The sequence below is a fragment of the Paenibacillus sp. NPDC093718 genome (assembly GCF_050279985.1).
In the GTDB taxonomy this organism is placed as follows: domain Bacteria; phylum Bacillota; class Bacilli; order Paenibacillales; family Paenibacillaceae; genus Paenibacillus_AQ.
On the sequence record NZ_JBNNUS010000005.1, the window covers coordinates 98,462 to 124,751 of the forward strand.

Genomic DNA, 26,290 nt, shown 5'->3' on the forward strand with positions numbered 1-26,290 from the left:
CCAGCTCCTTTCGGTTCTAGAATCGATTGCGGTTACGATACAGCAAGTAGAGGAAGAACGGCGCGCCGATCGCGGCGGTGAATACACCTGCCGGCACGTCGCGCGGCAGAAATGCCGTCCGTGCTACTAGGTCGGCGACAAGCAGTAGAATCGCACCGATCAGGGCGCTGACCGGTAGTACGCTTCCGAAGTTGGGCCCCACCAGCCTACGAGCCATGTGCGGTGCCATTAGACCGATGAAGGCGATGGCGCCGCCGATCGAGATGGCAGCTCCGGCCAGGGCTACGCTGAGTCCGATTAGGATCAGCCGCTGCTTCTGAACCTGGGCGCCCGTGCTGCTGGCAACGTCGTCTCCTAAGGCTTGAATGTTCACATTGCGGGCCTGCAGCCAAGTAAGCGGTAGAAGCACGGCGATCCAAGGCAGCAGAGTCAAAACGTCCTTATCCCAGGACATGCCGTAAATGCTGCCTGCCATGAAGGTAAGAGAGCGGTCGGCCAGTTGCAGCGGTCCGGATATGATCAGCATATAGGAGATCGATTTGATTGCAGCCGATACCCCGATCCCGATCAAGACGAGCCGCAGCGGCGATACGCCATTCTTCCACGCAAGCACATACAGCAGTCCGGTAATGAAAAAAGCACCGAGGATGGCGAATAGCGGCATCCAATGAATCGATACGGTGCCCGTGAATATGAAGATAAAGAGAACCGCTCCAAGCGATGCTCCCTCTGTTATGCCGATGACATCGGGGGAGGCCAGGGGATTGCGGATGACGCCCTGCAGAATAGCCCCCGCTACCGCGAGAGCAGCGCCGATCAGCACGGCGATAATAATTCGAGGCAGCCTCAGCTGCATGACGATGACCTGCTCCATGGGCGGAGCATTGCTGAACAATGCCCTTATGACATGAAGCGGCGAAACAAACTGGCTTCCCGTTCCTGTGCTAATAATCATGGCGGCGATGCAAAGCACGAATAGGATCAGGCATACCCATAGTGTTCTTCTCTCCAGCATAAACGATACTTTAGCGTTCCTGGAGCGGAATATGCGGTGTTTACTCATTGTGCTCGTTTTCCTTTCCTGGCTATGTACACGAAGAACGGCACGCCGATGATTGCGGTCATCACGCCAACCGGGACTTCCTTCGGCATGGCAATATATCGGGAACCGAGATCGGCCGTCACCAGCAGAAGTGCGCCCAGCACCGCGCTGTAAGGCAGAATCCAGCGATAATCATTTCCTATTAAATATCGGACGATATGCGGGATGATGATTCCGACGAATGCGATGGGTCCCGCAGCGGCAACGGAACCTCCAGCCAGCAAAATAACGGCCGCTGCCGCTAACAGCTTAATAAGGGCTGTTTTTTGCCCAAGACTCTGGGCGATGTCGTCTCCCATGGAGAGGGCATTCAAATGACGGCCCAGCAGGAGTGCAGCCAGCATGCCAACGGTCATGTACGGCCACACAGCTGCAAGTTGGTTCAAATCCCGTCCGGCTACCGAGCCGACCAGCCATACCAGCACCTGATCGAACATTTTGCCGTCGGAGAGCATTAATCCCTGCGTTAAGGAATGGAAGAAGGCGGCTATGGAGGCACCCGCGAGGGTGATTTTTACCGGCGTCATGCCGTCCCTGCCGATGCTGCCCAGGAAAAACACGATACCGCCGCTTACCGCGGCTCCGATCAGCGCGACCCAGGTAAGGGATTGGAGTCCGCTTATGCCCAGCCAGCCCGCAGACATAATAATGAAGAAGGCTGCACCGGAGTTCACGCCCAGCGTGCTGGGCGATGCAATCGGATTGCGCGTGATGACTTGCATGAGCGCACCTGCAACAGCCAGGGATGCTCCTACGGCAAGCGCAATGAGCCCCCGGGGCAGTCTTGCCGTGAGAATGATCAGATGCTCGTTGCTTCCGTTGAAGTGAGTGAACGATTCCCATACCTGATGAAGAGGTATGTTTGTAACTCCGAATGCGATGCTGCCCATAACGGCAGCAGCCAGCGCCAATAGCGATATGAATAGTCCGAATACGCGCATATATACTCACTTTCTTAAGTCCATGAATAATTAAGTTCATATGAATTTTAGGTGAAGGGACGTTATCTGTCAATGATCTTGATAATCATTCTCATAAATATCTTGATATTTTTCATAAAACCCTTTATAGTTTTGAATCAGTGATTGATAATGATTTTCAAGTAGAGGGATATGACACGAGGGGGATTTAGATAGGTATGGGAAAAGGAATGGCAAAAAAATCAACGAGAGGTCTCAAGTTTAGCTTGCTGGCTCTCATCATGATCGTGATTCTTGCCGGGTGCGGAGCAAGCCCAGCGAAAGAAAATGCAAACAACGCGGGCGGCGACACAACGAATACCACAGAGGGCAGCAGCGGAGCAGCAGCCGGCGGCGAATCGTATGAAGTTACGCATGCCATGGGGACGGAAACGATCAAGGGAACGCCTCAAAAGGTTGTCGTCCTTACGAACGAAGGAACCGAGGCGCTTCTCGCATTGGGCGTGAAGCCTGTAGGTGCCGTTAGATCCTGGACAGGCGACCCATGGTACCCGCATATTAAAGACCAGATGGAAGGCGTTACCGTTGTCGGGGAAGAGAGCCAGCCGAACATCGAGCTGATCGCCGGCCTGCAGCCGGATCTGATTATCGGCAACAAGATGCGTCAGGAGAAAGTATATGAGCAATTGAAGGCGATCGCGCCAACTGTTTTTGCCGAGGATCTTCGCGGCGAGTGGCAGACCAATTTTGAGCTGTATGCCAAGGCACTGAACAAGGTATCTGAAGGCGAAGAGCTCCTGGCTGCATACGACAAGCGGATTCAGGATTTCAAAGAGAAGGCCGGAAGCAAGCTGGACGAGACTGTCTCCGTGGTCCGTTTCATGGCAGGCAAGACGCGCGTGTACCATACCAATACGTTCTCGGGCGTCATTTTCGATAAAATCGGCATCGCCCGCAACGACATGACCAAGAACGCCAAGGACGATTTCGTTGACGAGATCACGAAGGAGCGTTTACCTGAGGTGGAAGCCGACAGACTGTTCTACTTCACTTATGAAACCGGAGATGGCGGTGCCAACCAAACTGAGCAGGAATGGATCAACGATCCGCTGTGGAAAAACCTGAACGTCGTCAAGAACGGCCAGGCCCACAAAGTGGACGATGCCATCTGGAATACGGCAGGCGGCATCCTGGCTGCGAATCTGATGATTGACCAGCTGCAGGAATTCTACGGCATTCAGTAATGAATGAAGACGAATGCTGCAGGCTAGTATTATCGTAGAGCGGATAATGCTAGGAAAGTCAAAAAAGGAGGCCTCCCAAAAGATCTTAGATCTTGAAGGAGGCCTCCTTTTTTTGCATTGCAGTGTGTCCAGCACCCCGAATCGGTAGCAATACGCGAAGGCAGTACGACTACGTCGGTAATCGCAGCGTAGCCAACATCGCCGCATTGCAGCGTCGACAGTATCGCCGCGTCGGCAGCATCGCGCGGTAGGCAGTACCACCACGTCGGCAGCATCGCAGCGTCGGCAGCATCGCCGCGTCGAAAGTAACGCAGATGTGTCCAGTATCACTGCGTCGCAGCAACGCAGCGTGTCCAGCATCGCAGTGTCGAAAGTATGCCGCTATGCAACTGCATCCCACATTACTCGCCAGCACTGCTTAACCAACTTCGTTCTTCGTGCCGCTGCCCCTGAACTGTTAACGGACACCAGTTCCCTTATTTACCTGATTCGGGTCCAATTCTTAAATCTAACGGACACAGGATCCCTTATTCCTTCCATAAGGTGCATATTTGTCATCATATTCTATGAATAACGTACCTGGTGTCCGTTAGATCTCGAAAATTACGCCTTTTCAGCTAAATAACGTATCCTCAGTCCTCATTGGGCTTGTGCAGTCGCACCAGGATCAACAGACGCACCAAGACCAGAAGTAGCACCAAGATCAGCAGTCGCACCAAGATCAGTAGTAGCACCAAGATCAGCAATAGCACTGAGATCAGTCGCACTGAGATCAGTAACACCAAGACCAGCAGTCGTACCAAGACCAGCAGTCGCACCGAGATCAGTAGCACCAAGATCAGCAATAGCACTGAGATCAGTCGCACTGAGATCAGTAACACCAAGACCAGCAGTCGTACCAAGACCAGCTGTCGCACCGAGATCAGTAGCACCATGATCAGCAGCAGCATTAATACCAGCAGTCGCACCAAAACAGCAGTAGCACCAATATCAGTAAGTAGCAAAGCAGTAGTCACCTATACCAGCATTAGCACCAAGCCCAGAAGCAGCTCCAATACCAGAAGCAGCTCCAATACCAGAAGCAGTTCCAATACCAGAAGCAGTTCCAATACCAGAAGCAGTTCCAATACCAGCAGTAGCTCAGCTATACACTCTGTATTCCCCCCAGTTTCTACCTATAAACCATAGCTACTCTGAGTTACCAGGTCCCTACATCGATCATAATCGACAGCCATCCAAGCATATCGCTGGGGCAACGAATCCACCCATGTTCTCCCTGAAATAACGCTTTTGCTTCACTTCACCTTGTTATGAAATCTTCACCACGATCTCCGATCCTGCAACATAGGTCATTGCCTTCATGTATTCCGGGTCCTGGGCTCGTCGTTCCATCTCCTCGGGGGTCAGGTCCTCCAATCGCGTCTGAATCCACCATAAGTTGCCGAACGGGTCCCGTACCCGTCCCACCCGGTCGCCGAAGAACAAACTCGTTGGTTCCGTCACCGAGACGGCTCCTGCGGCGAGTGCTTGTTGGTAGGCAGCATCGCAATCCTCAACATATAGACGGAGGTACGCCGGGCTATCCGGCCATTCCGGCTTTGCGTCAAACATCATCACGACGGCATCTCCGATTCGCACCTCGGCATGGCCGATGATACCATCGCCAACATAGACGCGGGCTAACTCTTCGGCTTGAAAAGCCTGCTCCAGGAATTCAATCAGCGCTGCGGAGTTTCTTGAGATAATCCATGGTGTTACGGATGTGTAGCCATCCGGAATGGGTTTAACGGCTTTCGGTTGGTTTGTCATAAATCCGCTCGCTCCTTCAAACTTCATATATTTGAACTGCTCTTATGTACTCATTATGCGGGGGCATATATGACAGCCGAGCGTCAGTGTTTCTGAAACAAGTTTGGGGCAGCCGGCGATTTTATCTCGCAAAAAGACTACTGCCACCGTAGAACATCATGATCACCCGGTCATGAAGAGGTTGCGAGCGCGAAGTTCCGTCCACGAACCGTTAACGTTTGACACCACCCATAAACCTATGTACAGTATTAGACAAAAGAATAGGAAGTCCACTAGGGGAGCCGTTAGCGGCTGAGACAAGAGCGTATCTTGGACCCTTTGAACCTGATCTAGTTCGTACTAGCGTAGGAAAGTGGAGCCTTCGTATATGAGGTCTCGGTGCGTTTTTTGGCGCACTCGGGGCTTGTTGACGAAGCCGCTCCAGTTTTCGGGGCGGCTTTTTAGCGTTGCCTGGAAAGTCGTGTCTTATGGACTTCCTGCTCTTCAATATGTTGGAGGTGGGGACAAAAATGAGTTATACGCAAGAGCTCCGTCAGCAGGCGGGAGGCATTTTTCAAGCAATCTTCGATCATCCCTTCGTAAAAGGCATTGCCGAGGGGAAACTGGCGCGGGAACAGCTGATTCACTATGTGAAGCAGGATTTTGAGTATTTGAATGCCTACATGCGGATTTACGGTATCGCCATATCCAAATCGACCAGCAGGGAAGAGATCGCGACCTTTAACGAACAGATTTCATTTATCCTGCACAGCGAGGTGCACCCGCATCAGAATTTTTGCGCAGCCGCCGGGGTGACCTATGAAGAGCTTCAGGGGTATCCGCTGGCTCCGTCCGCGCATCATTATATCCGTCATATGCTGACGGTGGCGCATGAGGGAAGTCTGGGCGAGATTATGGCGGTACTGCTTCCTTGCCCGTGGACGTACCTGGAGATTGGCCGCAAGCTGCTGGATGAAGTGAAGCCGGATGCATCCCATCCGTTCTATGACTGGATTTATTTCTACGGCAATCGTGGGGAAGACGCGACAGCCAAGTTCTGCAACCGTGTCGATGAATGGGCAGAGCGTGCGACGGCAGCCGAGCGGGAACGGATGAAGGAGCATTTCATGCTGAGCTGCCAGCTGGAGTATATGTTTTGGGACATGGCTTATAAGCAGGAGGAATGGCCGGTGCAGCTGCAGGCTGCGGTTCTGTAAGAAGTCGTCACGAGCACATAAATTCCATTATAGATAAGAGAGGCTGATTCATATGCATGCATGGGAAAAAGAAGTTTCGGCGCTTTTAACGAAGGTACAGCAAATGAGCCCCCTCGTTCACAATATGACGAACGTGGTGGTGACGAATTTTACGGCTAACGGCTTGTACGCGCTGGGCGCGTCGCCGGTCATGGCTTACGCGCCGGAGGAAGTGGCGGATATGGCCGCCATCGCGGGCGCGCTCGTATTGAACATCGGCACGCTGAACCGCGAGCTTGTTGATGCGATGATGATCGCCGGACAATCGGCGAACGCACACGGCGTGCCGGTCCTGCTGGACCCGGTCGGTGCAGGAGCGACCCGTTTTCGAACGGAGTCGGCGCTGCGGATCCTAAGCGAGGTGAAGGTATCGCTCGTGCGCGGAAATGCGGCTGAAGTCGCTCACCTTGTCGGGGAGGCCCGCGAGATCAAAGGCGTAGACGCAGGCAATAGCGCAGGCAGTGATCATGCCGAGCTGGCCGTGCGGGCTGCACGCGAATTAGGCACGATCGTGGCCATTACCGGTGAAGAGGACGTGATTACCGATGGAAACGAGGTACGCCTCATTACCGGCGGGGATGCTCTGCTCACGAAGGTGACCGGCGCAGGGTGCCTGCTGACCTCGGTGCTGGGTGCCTTTGCCGCGGTAGAAGCAAACCTGCTGCTTGCAGGTACGGCGGGACTGGCCTTCTACGGGGCCGCGGCGGCAAAAGCCGCAGAGCGAACCGCGGATCTTGGACCAGGAAGCTTCCAGATCGCTTTCCTGGATGAGCTGGCAAAGCTTCATCCAGACTCGCTGGAAGGATATGCAGCTGTCCGGGAAGCGGAAGCGGCCGCTGCAGGTGGCACACGATGAGCAAGACTCATGTTCCCAGGGCACTGACGATTGCCGGGTCTGATAGCGGCGGAGGTGCCGGCATTCAGGCAGATCTAAAAACCTTCCAGGAGCTCGGCGTATACGGCATGTCGGCGATTACGGCAATCACGGTGCAGAATACCTTGGGGGTTCACGGCGTATATCCGCTGCCTCCCGAAGCAGCTGCGGAACAGATTGAAGCGGTAGGCTCGGACCTCGGAGTCGATGCATTGAAGACCGGCATGCTGTTCAACGCGGAGATCATTCGCCTGGTGGCTGACCGGATTCGGGCATTCGGCTGGAAGAGGGTCGTTGTGGATCCCGTGATGATCGCCAAGGGCGGAGCGGAGCTGCTGCAAAGCGAAGCGGTGCAGGCTTTAAGAGAAGATTTGCTGCCGCTGGCGCTGATTGTCACCCCCAACATACCGGAGGCCGAAGTATTGGCGGGGATGCGTATCCGCACGATGGAAGATCGGAAGGAAGCGGCGAGACGCATTCATGGTCTGGGGCCAAAGATGGTTGTGATCAAAGGCGGGCATGACGAGGGCTTGCTTGGCAGCGGTGAAGATGCGGATCACGAGAGGGATAAGGGACCAGCTATAGCAGCGGGTATGCAGCAGGAAGAGTTGCCTCAGTCCGAAAAGGCGTATGGTCAAACGAGAACTGCCAGTGATAACGGGGAGTTTAATGAGGGACGCTCCCCTATTATCAAGAATGACAGCAGCGGCAGTCCTCCGGTCATGGACCTGGTATACGATGGTACGGCCTTCACAGAATTATATGGCAAACGAATTCATACCGTTCATACCCATGGTACCGGCTGCACTTTCTCTGCGGCCATCACCGCAGGCTTGGCCAAAGGCTTGAGCGTAATCGATGCCATTCAGAGCGGACGCTCATTCATCCAAGCGGCTATTGAGGACGGTTTATACCTGGGGCAGGGACATGGTCCAACGAATCATTGGGCATACAATCGCCGCCGTCAGGAGGTGCTGCGATGACGGGTAGAGTGGCACCCGATATGATGAGGCAGCATCTGCGGATGTACCTCGTACTCGGCAGCGTGAACTGTATCGAAGAGCCAAGCCGAATTGTGCAGAAGGCACTAACTGGAGGCGCAACCATGGTCCAGTTCCGCGAGAAGGGACAGGGCGCTCTTATTGGCGAGCAGATGATCCGACTGGCTCGCCGGATCCAGGAGCAGTGCCGCCAAGCAGGCGTACCCTTCATCGTTAATGACGATGTGGGGCTGGCACTGAAGCTGAACGCCGACGGTGTGCACATCGGCCAGGACGACGAATGCGCGGCTTCCGTACGTGAACGGATCGGTAACCGGATTCTGGGAGTTTCCGCCCACACGGTAGAGGAAGCGAGGCGTGCCATCCTCCACGGTGCCGATTATCTTGGCATCGGACCGATCTATCCGACCCGCTCGAAGGAGGATGCCAAGGCTGTGCAAGGCCCAGCGATTCTCCGTGAACTGCGCTTAGCTGAAATCGATCTGCCGATCGTAGGGATCGGCGGGATTACCGTGGAGCGCGTGGAGGAAGTGATTGGAGCGGGAGCGGATGGCGTCGCGGTGATCTCCGCCGTGACGGGAGCGGAGTCGGCGAGGGAGGCTGTGGAGGCTTTTATCGGAAAGATACGCAGTGCAACCGAACGAATTTTTTAAAATGTAAGAGGATCATGATAAGGATCATGAACAAGGGTGTCGAATTTCTTCGGCACTCTTTTTTGTTTGCGTCAGATTGATCAATTACTGTATATGTTCAGCTTTTCCGTCAACATGCCATTCTTTTGATCCAATCTCGTGTATCATCTCAGATCAGATTGCCATAGAGACCCGGATATGATATACGTAGGACAATGTACCTGCTCCATGATCTGTGAGCTCTCCAAATAAGTTGAATAGGGAGATCGGAATGAATAATAGGCAAAAAGAGATTTTTCGCAATTTGTTAATGGAACCGAACCGGCTGTGGCTCGTTCAGGATCTGGCGGATCAGACCGAGTGCTCGGAGAAGACGATCCGAAACGATCTGAAGGTAATTGAAGAATATATAGTTAAGCACTCTAGTGGCCATCTGGTGAAGAGGCCGGGACTTGGCGTCTATCTGGAGATCGGAGAAGCGGATCAGGCTGATTTATTCCACCGCTTGTATTCAAACGAGAGTACCACCGTGGATGAATCCGATGAGGAAAGGGTGCTACACCTTGCATATCGGCTCTTGATGAACTCGAAGCCCGTAACCCTGCAGAATCTGGCTTCACCGTTTTACGTGAACAAAGCGATTATCCGTCGGGATATGGAAAAGATTGAGGGCTGGCTGCGCAGCTTTGATCTGAGCTTAGTGACGAAGCAGCGTGTAGGCTTCATGATCGAGGGCTCGGAGAAGAACAAACGGATGGCGCTGGCGCGGTTGAACCAATTGATCAACCGCCCGGAGTTGACGGGACAGATGATGCGTAACCAGTTTGAACCGCACGAGATTGCAACCGTATCCAATGAGTTGAAGGCTTTACAAAAGCAGCATCAGCTCCGCTTTACCGATGAAACCTTTGAAAGCCTGATGCTGCATATTCTGCTCATGGTCAAACGGACCAAGCTGGGACAGCCGATTTCGCTCTCCGAGCAGGACATGGCCTTTCTGGAGAACAAAGCGGAATTTGCATGGGCGATAGGCTTTTTGAAGCAGCTGCAAAAGCTGTTCGCTGTACCTTTTTCCAAGGAAGAAACCGCTTATCTAACCCTGCACCTGCTTGGCGGGAAGTTCCGATACACGCAGGAAGATGGAGGCGCTCGGCGGAGCGATCTGGCAGACAGCCACCCCCTGTTGCCCCAATTGGTTGAGCAACTGATTCGGCGGATGTCGGAGCTGAATATGATCCCTTTTTCGAAGGACCAGGTATTATTGAACGGGTTAAAAGTGCATTTGTACACGACCATGAACCGTCTTCATTATGGTCTGGCTGTGTCCAATCCGATGCTGGCTGAGATCAAAAAGATGTATCCCTATATGTTCGATCGGGTCATCATGGCACTGGAAGAGGTAGGGGGAGCGCTCCATCTGTACTTTCCCGAAGAGGAAGCAGCATATTTAACGCTGCATTTTCAGGCGTCTGTAGAACGGCTTCACCAGAACGAGAGCCACCCACAGAAGGTCATTATCGTGTGTCATATGGGCGTTGGGATGTCCCAATTGCTTCTCGCGAAAGTGGAACGGAGATTCCCGTCCGTGCATGTAGAGGCAACGATGTCGAGAGCGGAAGTGCAGGATTATCTGGTTGCTCATGAGGTGGATCTTGTCATTACGACCGTTGAACTGCCCGAGCTAAAATCACCTCATATCCTCGTTTCCCCTCTGCTCGAGGCCAGCGACGAGCGGAAGCTGGAGCAAGCGATCCGGCGGATCGATGAGCCGGACAGCAGGACGGCTGAGGAATCGGTCTTTTTGAAATATACGACACCTTTTCTCGTCTTTCCTCAGCAGGAGGTAGAGCGTCCAGAACAGTTAATAACCAAGTTTGCGCAAATGCTGGAGGACAAGGGGTATGTCGAGTCAGGGTACACGGAAAGTGTGCTGGATCGTGAGAATATGTCTGCTACAACGATTGGGGGTGGCATTGCCATCCCACATGGCAGCTCGGAGTGGATTAAACAGTCCTGCATCGTTGTTGTTACATTGAAGCAGCCGATTACCTGGGGAAACGAGAAGGTAGAGCTTGTGTTCTTGCTTGCGGTCAAGCATGATGAGCGGAAAGAGATGCGGCAGCTGTTCAGGGAATTGTCACGGATCAGTGAGCAGCCGGCTTTGGTCAGCGCGTTGTCTAAGGAGACGGACGTGATGCGATTGCTGAATACGTTAAAAGGGTAAAATTAGTAGTAGAAACTGGGATGATGAAGCAGGACGTATACGTCCTGCTTTTTACATTTTTCGGGGTCCCCGCAAAGTATTTGGAATAAGCATTGTCGCATAGGCTCCACTTTGTGGAGTATTTTATTGCGAAATAAACCTGTTTTTCCGGAAGTTCCGGTAAAAAGTTCATCCGATAACAGCGTTTTCAGCGTGTACACTATAAATGTAAGCGGGAACATGACAGCAAAGGAGAATGAGCATCATGAAAATATTAGCGATTACTTCATGTCCTAACGGAATTGCACATACGTATATGGCCGCTGAGAATCTGCAGAAGGCAGGCGCGAAGCTGGGCGTAGAGTTGAAGGTTGAGACCCAAGGCTCCATTGGCGTGGAGAATCAATTCACGGAGCAGGATATCCGTGAAGCGGATGGCATTATTATCGCAGCGGATAAGACGGTGGTGAAGGACCGGTTTGTCGGTAAAAAACTGCTTGTCGTTGGTGTGCAGGATGGTATCCGTCGTCCAGAAGAGCTGATCCAACGGATGATCAAAGGGGATGTGCCCGTCTATCAGGCACAGTCCAAGTCAGCTGAAGATATGACAGGAGAGAACAAACCTAAACAAAATCCGATCTACCGTCACTTGATGAACGGTGTATCCTATATGGTGCCGTTTATCGTGATCGGTGGGCTGCTCATCGCAATCGCACTGACGATGGGCGGCGTGAAAACGCCGGGTGGTCTGGTTATACCGGAAGGTTCGATCTGGAAAACGATTGAGAGTATCGGCGCGGCTGCATTTACCTTCATGGTTCCGATCCTTGCCGGATTTATCGCAATGAGTATTGCGGACAGGCCGGGTCTTGCACCAGGTATGGTCGGCGGGTTCATTGCTGCGAGCGGCAGCTTTTATGGAAGTGAAGCGGGAGCTGGATTTATCGGTGGGATTATTGCTGGTTTCCTGGCGGGTTATGTTGCACTTGCTATTAAAAGGATCAAGGTCCCTCGTTCATTGCAGCCGATTATGCCCATTATCGTTATCCCGGTACTGGCTTCACTAGTTGTAGGGTTAATCTTCGTCTTTGTGATTGGTGCTCCGGTTGCGGATCTGTTTGAAGCGTTAACCGTCTGGCTCGCGGGCATGCAGGGTACAAGTTCGATTTTGTTGGCGCTTATTCTGGGCGCGATGATTTCTTTTGACATGGGTGGTCCCGTGAATAAGGTTGCGTTCCTGTTCGGCTCGGCCATGATCGGTGAAGGAAATTATGAGATTATGGGCCAAATTGCCGTTGCCATCTGTGTTCCTCCGATTGCAATGGGACTGGCAGCAATGTTGAATAAAAAGAAGTTTACACCTGCGGAACGTGAAGCTGGAAAAGCAACATTTACAATGGGACTGTTCGGTATCACCGAAGGAGCGATTCCATTCGCAGCGCAAGATCCTCTACGCGTCATTCCGAGTATCATGGTCGGTTCGATGACGGGTTCAGTGATTGCCATGTTTGGCAGTGTCGGTGACAGCGTTGCCCATGGCGGTCCGATTGTAGCCGTGCTCGGTGCCGTTGATCATGTGCTGATGTTCTTCCTCGCTGTTATTGTCGGTGCAGCCGTATCGGTTATAATGGTGAGCCTGCTCAAGAAAGACGTATCTGCTGTGACTCCGGCAGTTGTAGGAGCAGGAGCGAAAGAGGATCCTGCCGGAGCAGGTGAGGCGTCGGCATTAGATGCAGCTGAACCCTTGGCTGCGGACTCAGCCGAAGTGGCTCCAACCGTAATGAATAACGGTACAGCAACGGAAGCTTCTGCTATCCGCGTTGAGAAACTGACGGATATTGTATCACCGGATCTCATTAACCTGAATCTGGTCGGAACGACACAGGATGCTGTTATCGACGAAATGATCGCTGTATTGGAGCGGAATGGGGCGGTAAGAGCTGACGGAGATTTTAAACAGGCCATATTAGCCCGGGAACAAGAGAGCTCCACAGGCATCGGCATGAATATTGCGATTCCTCACGGTAAATCGGATGCTGTCCTGAAACCAAGCGTGGTCTTTGGTATCCAGCAGGATGGTGTCGACTGGAAGAGTTTGGACGGCAGCGAAGCCAAACTGATCTTTATGATTGCCGTGCCGCGTAATAGTAAACAAAATGCGCATTTGAAAGTGTTGCAGATGTTGTCCCGTAAGCTGATGGATGATGATTTCAGAGAAGCGCTCTTGGCGGTGACAACGAAGGAAGAGGCCTATCAATTGCTCGATCAGGTACACTAATTCAAGGAGCTAAAGTGACTTCACCTAGCCATTGGTTGAGTGGGTAACAGTAGCCAAAGAGCTTGGCTTATAGCAGAAGGATAATGGTTGATCTGTTGGAGTTAATCCTGCCATTATCTCATCATATTAGGGTATTATGGAACCATTTCAATGAAGCCAGCCCCGCACAGAAATGTGCGGGGCTGGCTTCAATTTTGCGCATGCTCGAACCGGAGTAGGCGTTTCGCCTTTCCATTATTTATTTGGTGTCCATATCTGTCATCTGATCTGTTATGGGTATGTTTAGCTGTCATATTTTGCATAATGACAATGATATCCAGAATATGATAAAGTTTGTTCATTCCGTGCTCAATGGATTTTGTCCGTTTGGAGTGGACAATGAACGAAAATAACGTCTGTGGGTGATGTCAGCATGAACATGAAAAAACTCGGCTTACTGCCGAAAATCCTTATAGCTATTTTGCTCGGCATTGCGATCGGATCATTCTCACCGGAATGGTTGGTTGCCGGATTAGCTACCTTTAGCGGGTTGTTTGGAAACTTCCTTGGTTTTGCCATACCGTTAATTATCATCGGATTCATTGCTCCCGGGATCGGGGAGCTGGGAAGAGGGGCTGGCCGCCTGCTGGGCGTGACCACGGGCCTTGCCTATCTCTCCACCGTTATCGCGGGGTTGTTGGCGTTCTTGGCAGCGACGCTATTGTATCCGTATATGTTGGAGGTTGGCGGTCTGGTTAATTCCTATGCCAATCCGGAAGAGGCGCTGCTGGAGCCTTTTTTCAAAGTGGAGATGCCGCCTGTATTCGGGGTGATGACTGCTCTGCTGCTTGCCTTTACGCTGGGGCTGGGAGCGGCAGTAATCAAGGGGCAAGCCCTGCAGAAGGTCATGGTTGATTTCCGGGAGATTGTTGAGAAGCTGATTGCCTCGATCATCATTCCGCTGCTGCCGTATCATATCCTCTGCGTGTTTGCCAACTTAACCTATGGCGGGCAAGTGACCATGATCCTGTCGGTCTTTGCCAAAGTATTTATTATGATCATTGTCCTGCATGTGCTTTTCCTGATCATACAATACCAGGTTGCTGGTCAAGTCGCGCATAAGAATCCGTTTGCCATGCTGAAGAACATGTTGCCAGCTTATTTTACGGCGATAGGTACGCAGTCTTCTGCCGCTACCATCCCGGTTACGCTGCGCCAAACCAAGCGGAATGGGGTTAGCGGGAAGGTCGCTGATTTTGTCATTCCTTTGTGCGCAACCATCCATCTATCTGGCAGCACGATTACGCTGGTGAGCTGCTCGATGGCCGTCATGCTGCTGACGGGAATGCCGACTTCCCTCGGTATGATGTTCCCATTTATCCTGATGCTGGGCATTACGATGGTTGCCGCTCCCGGAGTTCCCGGAGGCGCCGTCATGGCGGCACTCGGATTGCTGGAGTCCATGCTGGGTTTCGATACGACGCTGACGTCGCTCATGATCGCCCTCTATATTGCGCAAGACAGCTTCGGAACGGCTTGTAATGTAACCGGAGATGGAGCTATCGCCGTGATCACGGACCGCGTGAGCAAATCTGAGGCTGCGTAAACCATGTAAGCGCGGATTGCTACTTTGTATCGCGGACGGTTAGGATTCAGCAATCTATATGAGTACAGGCAGAAGCCTGCCCATTTCCAAAAAGATGGGCAGGCTTCTTATTGATCTTTTCTGTACGATCGTACTAAAATATGACCATGAATACTAAAAATAAAACGAATGACCAGAAGGAAATGTCGTTTATTGAGAAGGCCCGCCGTGCGCAGATCGTGGCATGTGCGATCGAAACCATTGCCGAGGTCGGTTATGCCCAAGCTTCGATAGGTCAAATCGCCAAGCGTGCCAACGTTAGCAAAGGGGTGATTTCCTATCATTTTGCGGGCAAGGATGAGCTCCTGGAGCAGGTGGTGACGGAGTATTATATCGCCTATGAGTCCTTTATGCAGCCGATTCTGCGTAGCGAAGCTTCTCCGAGAAACAGGCTCAAGAAGTATATTGAAGCGAATTTGGAGTTTATCGTGGATCATCGGAAGATGGTTTTTGCCGTTGTGGAAATCGTGACGGGCATGAGGACGAAGGAGGGGAAACCTCTGTTTTCGGCGGATACGGATGAAGGTGTGTTTCAACCGATTGAGGCGATTCTGCATGCAGGGGCGAAAGAAGGAATCTTTCGAGAATTCACCCCGGTATCCTCCCGAGTTATGGCGCTCGCTATCCGGCATGCCATCGATGGATTCAGCCTGGAATTGATGAGAAACCCCGATCTTCACGTAAAGGCTTATGTGCAGGAGCTGATTACGATCTTTGATCACGCCACGCGCAAATAAGAACGCTCCCAAGGAGGTGAAAGCATATTGATTTATTATGAGGTGGAATGCTTTTGCTGCAAGAAGACATTTCGGCTGTACGAAGGAAGCGCGGGATATAAAAATTTCAAGGAAAACCAGAAAGGGAAATATTCCTGCGAGTCATGCAATCACAGCGTACGGCTGGAGGCGATTTTTAATCTCCTTAGGAAATAAGAAGGAAGAAAAACAATAAAAAGATTAAACTCGTGAACTGTTTGGAGGGGGAGAGTTAAACGGTGGCCTACAGTTTGACGTACAGTGCGCAAGACTACCGAGTGTCGGCTGAACCGGCACTCTTTTTTGCATGCTTTTGCAGATCTATGCATCGCTAGGGAATTTTCGACTGAGTCGTTACTCCACATAAAGAGGACCTTGGAACCTTTTCCAGTTATTTGAAATCAAGTAGAATGACTATCTAACAAAATGACGAAGAGGTTGACCTATGTCCAAGATACTTGTACCTCCTGAGGTGCTGCTGGCAGTGTCGGATCAATTCGACAGGGCCTCTGATCAGCTGGAAGCGAACAAAAACACGCTGAATCAACAGATTCAGATGCTGGCGTCGTGTTGGGATGGTACTACATGTTCGAGATTTTATTATGATTTTCAGCAGGCCTATCGCGACATGAAATTGACGATCGAGCACATGCTGGTCACCAGTCAGGAATTGAAGAGAATTGCCTATAAATTCATGCAGGTGGACAATGAGCAGGGCCAGTTAGATCCCAGATGTGCGGCTCCTCAGATCTTAAACCCTGCAGGGACGAGCAATGTCCACTATGGTAAGGCCATTGAGGTAAAGTCGTTTAGTGACCAACTCAAAGATCTGGGTGATGAAGCCAAAGACTTCGCGATAGGTGCGAAATCGGGGGCCGCCGAGATGTGGGGAGCGGTTGAAGATAAGGCAAACGCCTTGGTCGAAGATCCGATCGGAACCGGTAAACAGATGGCTTACGATGTTACAATAGGGACTGCCGAGGAGGTCTTGAATACGACCATATGGGGTGCCAAAATGGCATTTGATGTTGGCGATACCCGCGAGAAATTCGGTGAAAGGATACAGGCCGAGCAAGAGCGAATGAATGAGATGGGGAAATCGGCCTATCTGGGGCAGCAGGGAGCTATGGCTTTAGGCGTTTTTGCTCTTAACTGGATTGGGATAAAGAACATGCCCAATCTCATGAATGATTCGGGGGGGATGGGGGTAAGAGGTCGGGGGATGAGGGGACAGTTAAAGGTGGTACCAAATTAACAGAACCCTCTTTACCTAATGGAGGTAAGCCTAAAGGGAACTATGGAGTGGGAGATTCCCATGGAATAAAGAAACAAAATGAAACCGCTGATCTCTTGGCTGATCAAGGCTATGACATTAAGATGCTGGATGAAATTGATGGTGGAAACGGTTATGGGAAAATAGAAGGATCGAATCCAGATTTTCTAGTTGAAGGGAACGTGTTTGACTGCTATGCACCAAAGCCAGATGGAAAGGTGCAGAGTATAGTAAAAGAAATAGCAGGAAAAACAAAAAAGCAGTCTGGACGAATCGTTCTTAACCTAGATGATTTTCCCGATGAAAAAGTTGCTGAAATCACCGAAACATTTTTAAGAAAAGCAAACCCGAATGGTGATTTGAAAAGACTTGAAGAATTAATTCTAGTTAAGGATGGAAGGATTACAAGAGTATTTGGAGGGTAGAAGCGAGATGGACTGTACATTATTTTTAGTCACAAAATTGGACCAAGAAACACTAAAAAGAACGATCTTTAATATAGTGAGTGAAGCAGTTGAAGATAAAATAACTGACTACGAGGACTTTTCTCGCCTTAGCTGTAAATACTTCACACTTGATATTGAAACAGAAGATATTATTAGTCTAGATTTTTTAAGAGAAGAATATAGGATGGAAATTAATGCAGAGATTGGAATTCAATTATTTGGGAAATCATTCGATAAAGGTTTAGAAGTGTTGTTTAATATATTCGGCAATATGTTGATGGCTTTTAATCCTGATATGGTATTTGTGGAAAATGGTACAGATCAATTATTCAGAAAAGAAAATGGCACTGTAATTATAAATACAAAGTTGGATCAATACCAGCAAAAGTATCTATCAAATAAGATAATTAATTTACTGCGATTTCCACATATTTATCAGGAGTTACTATAATATGCGCAAACACATTCACATTCGAATGTGTTTTTATTTTCTAAAAATAGGGTGGCAACTCTGGTTTATTTACATATTTTTGTGCAATATTTACTCTAGGAGAATATTACCTTAATATTTCCGGTTTAGTATAAAATAGAAACTTATATCGTTTTGCGGATGATATTCTGAAAATGATGATAACTAGGAGGAATCATGGTGAAGAAGCTACTAACAAGTATTATGGCAGCATCTATTGTTTTCAATGTAGGTGCTTTTTCAGGATCAGCTCAAGCAAAACTGGATGAACATCTATTCTCCAAAGATCCAGGTCTTACTTTTGATGTCATCAGTGACATTCAAGGGGATCTCAATGACTTTAAGCATGTACTTAACGATATGAAACAGGTAAACCCTGATTCAAAAGCATTAATTGTGAATGGTGATATTACAGACCGAGGATGGGATTTTGAATATCAAGCCGTACAACAGGTGTTAAATCATAATCCTCATCCAGAACATGTTTGGTACAGCATAGGAAATCATGAGTTTTATAAACCGAAATGGGCAACACCGAATAAATTAGCACAAAATACGTGGCCAAATCATACGCCGGAATCCGAAATGTTCCAAAATTTTTATAACTTTACTGGCGAGGAGAAAGTCTACCATAAAAAAGAGTTAGACGGATATCCGTTCCTTTTCTTAGGAACCGAAAAATATATGCACTACCATGATGAGTCTTTGTGGGATGAAGTTTATCTTAGCGATGAGCAGCTTGATTGGTTAAAGCAGAATCTTGAACAATATTCCAAGAACGATCCAAATAAACCGATCTTCCTCTTTAGTCACCATATCCTCAAGGACAGTATCTCAGGTTCCAATCAATCGCCGTATACAGGTGATTACTTGGACCAGGCTAAATTAGAAGCTATCTTAAAGGATTACCCGCAAGTCATTCTTTTTACAAGCCACAGTCACTGGGATCTGAATCTTCCGGATTGGGCAGGTAAAAAGGTAGTAGAAGGTGGAGATCAACGTGGTTTTACTGTTGTGAACACAGCTGGGATTCAAGCGGGCTGGGCATCGGCAGGGCCTAATGGTGGTGAAGTGTCGACAGGCAATGATTTTAAACAGGGACTTCAGGTTGAAGTGAACGGAAATGATGTGAAAATAAAAGCGTATGATTATAAAACAGATAAAGTCATTAAAGAGCTGGGCGTGCATCATGGTACGGTTGCTCAATTACCGCCTAATGTTAAAGCTGATGATGAAAAAAATGAACTCATTGGTGCTACCCAATACATGGAATACTCTGTGAATGGGAATGGGAATGGTCGCTGGGTTGACTATGATCCAAAGAACCCTCCAACATTTGAAGGAAACCAAAATGTATTCGTTCGCCATAAAGGTGAAATGAACCTGGAAGATGGATTATCTAAGAAGGTGACTTTTAAAAAATAATGTCTGAATGGAACAGAGCGTTGATTTTATCAGCGCTCTGTTCTTTTGCGTACACCAATTATATTTTAATTCAATTATCAAATCGGTAAAGCAATAAAAAACTCCCGTATAATCAGGAGTTAGTTATCGGATTGAAATGTTGGCTCAAAAAATCGTATAAGGAAGAAAGATATCTTTTGTAATGTTCATTCTTTATTTCCGATATAACTCTTTAAGGATGTTTAATCCTTTTAATTGGTTTTCTTCATCTTGCTGTAATAGCAGCGAGTTAATTTCTAATATGATCTCATTATCTTTTTTACCTAATGACATAAAGTCAAAGAAGTCGAGATTAAGCGCTGTTGTAATTTTTTCGAGGGTTTGCACGGTGAAATTGCCTTCTCCTCTTTCCAGCCTGCCGATATAACTAAAGGAGGAACCAATTTTCTCGGCAAGCTCCTCTTGAGTTAGATTTTGACTTTTTCTGATCTCTCGAATGATAATGCCCAATCTCTCTGCAATCGATTTATCCATGTATGATCGACTCCTCTTATATAAGAAGTGTAGACAAAAGGTAGTTAATATTGGAGTCACTAAAAGATTCATTATATATCAATTATTGTCCTTATGAGGTTTTTGTGATAAATTGTAAATATATTCAAATATAGTAGCGGATGATTCCCGAAGGTACTCCCTAAACAAAATGGGGTTTTGTGCGGGAAGCTAGCTTTATGAATTAATTGACAGGCGTTAAATTAATCTATACTATCACTATTATTATATGGATATACTAAATTATGGATGTTCCGAATGCGGATATTCTTATTGGAGGTTGTTGAATTGATACATACAACCACGATACGATCAGAATTGGATTTTCACCTGAAAAAGACGGGATTAACTATAAATCAATTTGCGGAACTATCAAAAATAAACTCAGGGACGTTAAGCACTATTATTAAGGGTGTACGCCCCATTGCTATGCAGCAATTAGATAGAATGGTAGCGGCGATGGGACTTCCCGAAGGCAGCTATTATGAGCTGTATGCGGATGAATGTTTTGCTTATCCGCTGAATTGGAGAAGACTAAAGCCGTTTTTGTATCGCTGTGCTGAACTGGATAAGCTGGACTTAATTCAGAAGGTTGTTCGATACATGACGGATAACCTAGCTTATGTGCCGATGCTTTTTGACACAGCAGAGGATTTGTTTAATCAGGGTAAAAATTCAGCAGCCGCAATTATTTATGAATCAGTAGCTGAAAGTGAGAAGTATCAACATTCTGAACGGCTAGCCCTATGCCATTATCGACTGTTTACAATCTCACTAGGTCATGATCAGGAAAAAAATCTTCGGGAAGCCACTAAATTTGAGGGATTCGTCGAACGTTTAGATGAAGTGGATCAGCTTGATGCGTTGAAGGATTTGGCTAATACATATCTATCACTTCGGCAATGGGGAAAAGTCGACGAAATGGCAGAAGAGATGGGCAGAAAGGCGACGATTCAGTATAAATTTTATCAGACCAGTAGATATGGGATACATAAGAAACCAAAGCAACCGTTGTTTTTGTATATCATATACTCGCATTTACTGCGTTCAGCTGTTTGTGACGAACGAGGTGAATACGAGGAAGCGTTAAAGTATGTTTCATTATATTCCGATTTGAGTTGGGTTGTTGAAGATACAGAAGAGGCTCAGCAGATCAAAGAGCGATTTAAGATGTTGGTAGTTGCAAATAAATATCTATATCAACTCATGATGGGTAATTTCGATATACTTCCAGATTATGTAGCCTATATAGAACAAAGAGAGTCTCAAATCCTCCCTGCCTTGATAAAAATTGTTCAAGCCGCAAATAAACATGATTTCAATGTGGATCATATTTTGCAAAAGTTTGAAAGACATATTTCCTTATACACTGAGAAGAAAGGCAATACCGGATCATATACCAATCAAGTGGTAGCAGTTCAATATACACACTTCATGATCGAGTTAGCTATTTATCATATAGGTTGTCAGCGATATGGTATCAGTATAGACTACATATTAAAGGGTTTGTCATCTGCCGTTGAAATTCATGATGATGACGCTACTCTCAAATGTGTAAGATTATTTGAGCAACTAAGACATATTTCATCTGTTGAAGCACAGCATAGATATAATATTCTAATTAGCGAGGTGCAAAGGGAATGAAAAGTAAAATTATATTGACATTGGCTGCACTAGTTATCATTATGTCGATTAGTATACCGTTACATACCTCTGATTCATTTCCAGTCAAGCAATATACTCATGGTGCTGGCGAATTTTGATTTTAGAATTTATAAGCAAAGACGTTCCTGTTGTCATAGGGGGCGTCTATTTGTTTTAAGAGTTTATAATAGTGCTCTAAGAATTATCATTCCAAAGAACTTAAAATTTGAGGCGATTACTGCATAGGATGGAGAAGCGGCATAACATTCACTAGCTCTAGGGAATGGAGGGAGGTTCTTTGTATCTATATAAAGAGTAAGCCGCCTAAAGAAGGAAAAATAGAGCTCCCCCGTGTGCAGACGATTAAACGGTTTATGATATGTTTCTATTAGAGGTAGTTTCTAGTGCGAATGTAAAGCGAACATAAAATCCTGAGTGGATTCGCACCACATTATAACCTTATTATATGATAATATGAAAAATATGTATCTTTTATTGAGACTTATAAGGATTAATTATCTGTTTTTTCTCTGTAATATTCGTTTTTTTAGTTATTACGACTGAAAATCGGAGTCGCACCCTACATGGGTGCGTGGATTGAAATCAAAAACGGCTGTCTGAACGGATTTTCTACTGGCGTCGCACCCTACATGGGTGCGTGGATTGAAATAGGTGAAGTTGGATGATATCGACAAGATGGATGCGTCGCACCCTACATGGGTGCGTGGATTGAAATCTGCTGAACAACCTGGACACACGGAACATCAACGTCGCACCCTACATGGGTGCGTGGATTGAAATTCCCTCGTTTATAAATTCGCCGGATCTCGCACTGGCGTCGCACCCTACATGGGTGCGTGGATTGAAATAAAACATGCTTGGTCATAAGAACGATAAGACTACAGGTCGCACCCTACATGGGTGCGTGGATTGAAATCCCATCAGCTCGTCCGGGTACAACGGGTAATGCCGTCGCACCCTACATGGGTGCGTGGATTGAAATAGCCATTAGATACCACCCGCCTCAACGTATGTCTTGTCGCACCCTACATGGGTGCGTGGATTGAAATCTCGCTCTGTTCGGAAAGCTTTTTGAACTCTGGAGTCGCACCCTACATGGGTGCGTGGATTGAAATACCTCCCTTCAAGCTATGATATTGTTTGTAACACGTCGCACCCTACATGGGTGCGTGGATTGAAATTTCACGGGATCGCGGAATGCGTATTTGTTCTCCGTGTCGCACCCTACATGGGTGCGTGGATTGAAATATTTCATGAAGATGCCTGAAATATTCAGCACATGGTCGCACCCTACATGGGTGCGTGGATTGAAATCCTTCGGCAGCTAACACCTCATATACAGCGGATGTCGCACCCTACATGGGTGCGTGGATTGAAATTGTTGAAGAACAACATACGCATCAAGCATTGCAGTCGCACCCTTCATGGGTGCGTGGATTGAAATGAGATTGGCGTAGTTTTCGAGCTGCATTGCGGTCCAGTCGCACCCTTCATGGGTGCGTGGATTGAAATCGATATGGCATTTGCAGTTCCTTAAACTTGTCTTGAGTCGCACCCTTCATGGGTGCGTGGATTGAAATGTAATATCGCGCCAATAATGACGCATCGGATTCCGTCGCACCCTTCATGGGTGCGTGGATTGAAATTTAAAAGTGGAGGCACTTCTGGTGAAATCTCTTGCGTCGCACCCTTCATGGGTGCGTGGATTGAAATACTTCACTATCGTGTAGATAAGCTTTAAATAACTCTTGTCGCACCCTTCATGGGTGCGTGGATTGAAATAAAGTGTACAAAAACGGTGTGCTGGTCGATACGGTCGCACCCTTCATGGGTGCGTGGATTGAAATTAACTTAATAGCATTAGGCAGCTAGAAAAAACCTGTCGCACCCTTCATGGGTGCGTGGATTGAAATCAAAAATTGCGGCAGTTATCCGAGCAACAGGTAATGGTCGCACCCTTCATGGGTGCGTGGATTGAAATTGTGAACATCCGAGGCTAAAAGACCCGTGGGAATACGTCGCACCCTTCATGGGTGCGTGGATTGAAATATGTGTAGGGGATATCGATCCGAAATGGAGCTGCGCGTCGCACCCTTCATGGGTGCGTGGATTGAAATGAATGGAAACGAGAAGGCAAGGATAAAAAACAACCGTCGCACCCTTCATGGGTGCGTGGATTGAAATAACTGAGCGACGCAAGTACGTCTATTACGCTGCAGTCGCACCCTTCATGGGTGCGTGGATTGAAATGATATCCTTCGGTATAAGGGCCTGGACCTTCGGGTCGCACCCTTCATGGGTGCGTGGATTGAAATCGCTTGTGTGAATGGCTGTTGGTATACACTCATTGTCGCACCCTTCATGGGTGCGTGGATTGAAATCTCCTTGGGTTTATAGGGTTTCCCTAGCGCGTTTGTCGCACCCTTCATGGGTGTGGGATTGAAATTTTATAGCTGGGGAGGATTATCCGTCCTTATTAAAGAGTAGTATTAAGTCGAAAATGGTTGACTTTTATCAATGGTTACACAGGTTGTTTTTGCGTTTGTAATACCTATAGGAGTGCCTTGCATATCTATGAGTGAAAAAATAACAATGCCCTAACGACTTCCTATTGGGAAGCGAAAGGCAGGTCTAGCCTTCAATTGCATTTTAATATCTAATCATCATTTCAGCGGCTTCTCCAACTGTTCTTGCACCCAAATAGGATAATATTCATTGGTCCAGGTTGTCCCGTCATAGTACTGGACTTCCTTGACACAAGCGAGGAACGTAACCGCCCAGTTGTGTCATATCCCGTGGTAAGTTTCCAACTCCTGTCTGCCCTGAATGTGCTTAAAGGCTGTATGTTTTCTGCTTCTCCTTCGAAGCCCCCTATCTCAACAAAACACAACCCCAACCCAAAAAAAACAAAGAGGCTGCACCAGCGTTACTTCTATAATGGAGGTTATTAGACAGGTGAGCCAATGGCAAGTAAGTGAGGAGGGTGCGCATGAAGCGGGATGAATACATGGATGGGGCCGGATTAGTGCAGGAAAGGTCCAATGTTCTCGCAAGCAATAAGCGGGTAAATGATCATGATCGTAACCGTCGGATAGCCTGGTGGCGCGAAGCTCGCTTTGGGCTCTTCGTGCATTGGGGGCCCTATTCGATGCTGGGCGGGAAGTGGAACGGCGAACGGGTGGATGCAAATTATGCGGAGCATATCCAGTTAAGGGGGAAGATTCCGGTGGCCGAGTATGCGGAGGCCGCTGCGGAGATGAACCCGGAGGCTTTTGATGCGCATGAATGGGTAGCGCTGGCCAAGCAGTCCGGGGCAAAATATCTTATCGTGACAGCCAAGCATCATGATGGGTTTGCGATGTACGATTCCAAGGTCGGCGAGTATTCGATTACTCGCCACGCTCATTTTCCAAGGGATCCGATCAAGGAGCTTGCAGAGGCCTGCGAAGCGGAGGGGATTCGCCTTGGAATCTACTACTCCCATGCCATGGATTGGCATCACCCGCATTCACAGGGGAACACGCTGGATTACCCGGATAACATCGGCGCATGGGATCAACTGGAGGAATGGATCGAAGATGACGATAAGCGGGAACGCTTCGAGCGTTATCTTCACGAGAAAGCTCTTCCTCAAGTAGAGGAGCTGCTTACCGATTACGGTCCGATTGGTTTGATGTGGTTTGATTGCGGTCATAAGATCAGCGACGAGCATGCCGAGTGGTTCTATGATCTGGTACGCAAGCTGCAGCCGGATTGCTTGATTAACAAGCGGCTGCGGGATGATCGGTTTGCGGATTACGGCAATCCGCATGATAACCAGCTCCGGTTCCATCCGGTGCAGCCGGACTGGGAATCGATTCATACGCTGAATGATTCCTGGGGGTTCCGTTATGACGATGACAACTGGAAGAGTCCGGACGAATTGATCGAACAGCTGCTCCGCGTGGCAGCTACGAACGGCAATCTGGTACTGAATATCGGGCCGCTCGGAAACGGGGCGATTGACGATACGTCAAGACGCCTGCTGGAGACGGTGGGCAGCTTCCTGGAGCGGAACGGCGAGGCGATATACGGCACGAGCGGCAGTCCGATCGATACGCCGCAGTGGGGTTATTGCACATGGAAGCCGGATGAGAATCTCTTGTACCTGCTGGTGAGAGAATGGCCGCAGGACGGGTGTTTGATCCTGCCCGGTCTTGCCAGCCGAGTTCGGTATGCGAGGCCTGTCGGAGTGAAGGCGAAGGAGGACGACCTGCCGATCCGACAGCTTGGGCCGTGGGACTTGCAGATTGATGTGCGTTCGGTACCTCAGGACGCCTATGCGACGGTGATCAAGCTTAAGCTGGATGGGGCGCTGGAGACGCATCTCACTCCAAGGTTTATATCCCGGATGCCGAATACGTTCTGGGCATATGATGGTGTTATCGAGGGCGATGGCCTGCGATACGATAACGGAAAACGCGGTCATGATGGCGTTACCGGCTGGACTGCTCCAAATGCGGCTGTTCAATGGACATTTCGTTCCGAGGAAGAGATGCCGATTCACTGTCGAGTAATCGTCACCTTGTCCGCCGCAGCGGATCAGGCAGGGGGACATTTTGAATTGACCATGGATGAACAGAAGCTGACTTGTACGGTTGAAGATACGGGTGGGGACGGAAGCTGGGGAGAATTTGAGATGGGCCGACTGACGATTCGTTCGGCAGGCACACACCGTCTTGAAGTACGGGGGCTATCGCTGGTATCTGATTCTTTAATGAATTTGCGCAAGGTTACGCTACTGCCAATGGAGAGGGAGTGAGGA

At 48.7% G+C, this 26,290-nt stretch carries 20 protein-coding genes, 1 pseudogene, 1 CRISPR repeat array and 1 riboswitch; of the genes and pseudogenes, 15 read left to right on the forward strand and 6 right to left on the reverse strand.

Annotation, left to right across the window (positions count from 1 at the left end):
• Nucleotides 1-16: 16 nt before the first annotated feature.
• Both ACQKPA_RS16275 and ACQKPA_RS16280 read right to left on the reverse strand, forming a co-directional pair.
• Complete coding sequence (locus ACQKPA_RS16275; protein WP_427493648.1) at nucleotides 17-1,063, reverse strand: FecCD family ABC transporter permease; 1,047 nt, start codon at nucleotides 1,061-1,063, stop codon at nucleotides 17-19.
• Nucleotides 1,060-2,043 carry a FecCD family ABC transporter permease gene (locus ACQKPA_RS16280; protein WP_427493649.1) on the reverse strand — a complete coding sequence of 328 codons (984 nt, stop codon included), beginning with the start codon at nucleotides 2,041-2,043 and terminating at the stop codon, nucleotides 1,060-1,062. Before ACQKPA_RS16280 ends, ACQKPA_RS16275 begins: the two co-directional genes overlap by 4 nt.
• Nucleotides 2,044-2,240: 197 nt before the next feature.
• On the opposite strand from ACQKPA_RS16280, the gene ACQKPA_RS16285 reads away from it, so the two are divergent.
• Entirely contained in the window at nucleotides 2,241-3,266 is a 1,026-nt protein-coding gene (locus ACQKPA_RS16285) for an ABC transporter substrate-binding protein (protein ID WP_427493650.1), read from the forward strand.
• A gap of 632 nt (nucleotides 3,267-3,898) precedes the next feature.
• Here ACQKPA_RS16285 and ACQKPA_RS16290 read toward each other — a convergent pair.
• Nucleotides 3,899-4,270 (reverse strand): hypothetical protein, encoded by a 372-nt coding sequence (locus ACQKPA_RS16290; RefSeq protein ID WP_427493651.1) that lies wholly within the window; start codon nucleotides 4,268-4,270, stop codon nucleotides 3,899-3,901.
• Between the two features lie 304 nt (nucleotides 4,271-4,574).
• Nucleotides 4,575-5,075 carry a VOC family protein gene (locus ACQKPA_RS16295; RefSeq protein ID WP_427493652.1) on the reverse strand — a complete coding sequence of 167 codons (501 nt, stop codon included), beginning with the start codon at nucleotides 5,073-5,075 and terminating at the stop codon, nucleotides 4,575-4,577.
• Between the two features lie 264 nt (nucleotides 5,076-5,339).
• Nucleotides 5,340-5,443, forward strand: a riboswitch (TPP riboswitch).
• Nucleotides 5,444-5,584: 141 nt separating this feature from the next.
• Between ACQKPA_RS16295 and tenA the strand changes: the two genes are divergently transcribed.
• The 12 genes from tenA (at nucleotide 5,585) to ACQKPA_RS16355 (ending at nucleotide 19,290) form a co-directional block, all read left to right on the forward strand.
• Nucleotides 5,585-6,271, forward strand: a complete 687-nt coding sequence (gene tenA, locus ACQKPA_RS16300; protein ID WP_427493653.1) for a thiaminase II — start codon at nucleotides 5,585-5,587, stop codon at nucleotides 6,269-6,271.
• Between the two features lie 52 nt (nucleotides 6,272-6,323).
• Nucleotides 6,324-7,166 (forward strand): hydroxyethylthiazole kinase, encoded by an 843-nt coding sequence (gene thiM, locus ACQKPA_RS16305; RefSeq protein ID WP_427493654.1) that lies wholly within the window; start codon nucleotides 6,324-6,326, stop codon nucleotides 7,164-7,166.
• Nucleotides 7,163-8,167 carry a bifunctional hydroxymethylpyrimidine kinase/phosphomethylpyrimidine kinase gene (thiD, locus tag ACQKPA_RS16310; protein WP_427493655.1) on the forward strand — a complete coding sequence of 335 codons (1,005 nt, stop codon included), beginning with the start codon at nucleotides 7,163-7,165 and terminating at the stop codon, nucleotides 8,165-8,167. Before thiM ends, thiD begins: the two co-directional genes overlap by 4 nt.
• Entirely contained in the window at nucleotides 8,164-8,838 is a 675-nt protein-coding gene (thiE, locus tag ACQKPA_RS16315) for a thiamine phosphate synthase (protein ID WP_427493656.1), read from the forward strand. Before thiD ends, thiE begins: the two co-directional genes overlap by 4 nt.
• Nucleotides 8,839-9,088: 250 nt before the next feature.
• Complete coding sequence (locus ACQKPA_RS16320) at nucleotides 9,089-11,041, forward strand: BglG family transcription antiterminator (RefSeq protein ID WP_427493657.1); 1,953 nt, start codon at nucleotides 9,089-9,091, stop codon at nucleotides 11,039-11,041.
• A 244-nt stretch (nucleotides 11,042-11,285) separates the two neighbouring features.
• Nucleotides 11,286-13,298, forward strand: a complete 2,013-nt coding sequence (locus ACQKPA_RS16325; RefSeq protein WP_427493658.1) for a fructose-specific PTS transporter subunit EIIC — start codon at nucleotides 11,286-11,288, stop codon at nucleotides 13,296-13,298.
• A 418-nt stretch (nucleotides 13,299-13,716) separates the two neighbouring features.
• On the forward strand, nucleotides 13,717-14,883 hold the full coding sequence (locus ACQKPA_RS16330; RefSeq protein ID WP_427493980.1) for a dicarboxylate/amino acid:cation symporter: 1,167 nt from the start codon (nucleotides 13,717-13,719) through the stop codon (nucleotides 14,881-14,883).
• Nucleotides 14,884-15,029: 146 nt separating this feature from the next.
• Nucleotides 15,030-15,659: a TetR/AcrR family transcriptional regulator gene (locus ACQKPA_RS16335; protein ID WP_427493981.1), complete on the forward strand. Its 630-nt coding sequence runs from the start codon at nucleotides 15,030-15,032 to the stop codon at nucleotides 15,657-15,659.
• A gap of 463 nt (nucleotides 15,660-16,122) precedes the next feature.
• The gene (locus tag ACQKPA_RS16340; protein WP_427493659.1) at nucleotides 16,123-16,932 is read left to right on the forward strand and encodes a WXG100 family type VII secretion target; all 810 of its coding nucleotides are present in this window, start codon (nucleotides 16,123-16,125) and stop codon (nucleotides 16,930-16,932) included.
• A 47-nt stretch (nucleotides 16,933-16,979) separates the two neighbouring features.
• Nucleotides 16,980-17,375 (forward strand): hypothetical protein, encoded by a 396-nt coding sequence (locus ACQKPA_RS16345; RefSeq protein WP_427493660.1) that lies wholly within the window; start codon nucleotides 16,980-16,982, stop codon nucleotides 17,373-17,375.
• A gap of 7 nt (nucleotides 17,376-17,382) precedes the next feature.
• Nucleotides 17,383-17,847, forward strand: a complete 465-nt coding sequence (locus ACQKPA_RS16350) for a hypothetical protein (protein ID WP_427493661.1) — start codon at nucleotides 17,383-17,385, stop codon at nucleotides 17,845-17,847.
• A gap of 198 nt (nucleotides 17,848-18,045) precedes the next feature.
• Nucleotides 18,046-19,290, forward strand: a complete 1,245-nt coding sequence (locus tag ACQKPA_RS16355; protein ID WP_427493982.1) for a DUF4073 domain-containing protein — start codon at nucleotides 18,046-18,048, stop codon at nucleotides 19,288-19,290.
• Between the two features lie 192 nt (nucleotides 19,291-19,482).
• On the opposite strand, the gene ACQKPA_RS16360 is transcribed toward ACQKPA_RS16355, so the two are convergent.
• Complete coding sequence (locus ACQKPA_RS16360) at nucleotides 19,483-19,803, reverse strand: helix-turn-helix domain-containing protein (RefSeq protein WP_427493662.1); 321 nt, start codon at nucleotides 19,801-19,803, stop codon at nucleotides 19,483-19,485.
• Between the two features lie 306 nt (nucleotides 19,804-20,109).
• Between ACQKPA_RS16360 and ACQKPA_RS16365 the strand changes: the two genes are divergently transcribed.
• A complete protein-coding gene (locus ACQKPA_RS16365) occupies nucleotides 20,110-21,465 on the forward strand; it encodes a helix-turn-helix domain-containing protein (RefSeq protein WP_427493663.1) in 1,356 nt (451 codons plus the stop codon).
• 572 nt (nucleotides 21,466-22,037) lie between these two features.
• Nucleotides 22,038-23,867: direct repeats of the CRISPR family, unit length 32 nt; unit sequence GTCGCACCCTACATGGGTGCGTGGATTGAAAT.
• 282 nt (nucleotides 23,868-24,149) lie between these two features.
• On the opposite strand, the pseudogene ACQKPA_RS16370 reads toward ACQKPA_RS16365, so the two are convergent.
• Nucleotides 24,150-24,245 (reverse strand): annotated as a pseudogene (locus ACQKPA_RS16370) (DUF5780 domain-containing protein); the annotation flags it as partial.
• A 230-nt stretch (nucleotides 24,246-24,475) separates the two neighbouring features.
• On the opposite strand from ACQKPA_RS16370, the gene ACQKPA_RS16375 reads away from it, so the two are divergent.
• Nucleotides 24,476-26,287, forward strand: a complete 1,812-nt coding sequence (locus ACQKPA_RS16375) for an alpha-L-fucosidase (protein ID WP_427493664.1) — start codon at nucleotides 24,476-24,478, stop codon at nucleotides 26,285-26,287.
• Nucleotides 26,288-26,290 lie beyond the last annotated feature (3 nt).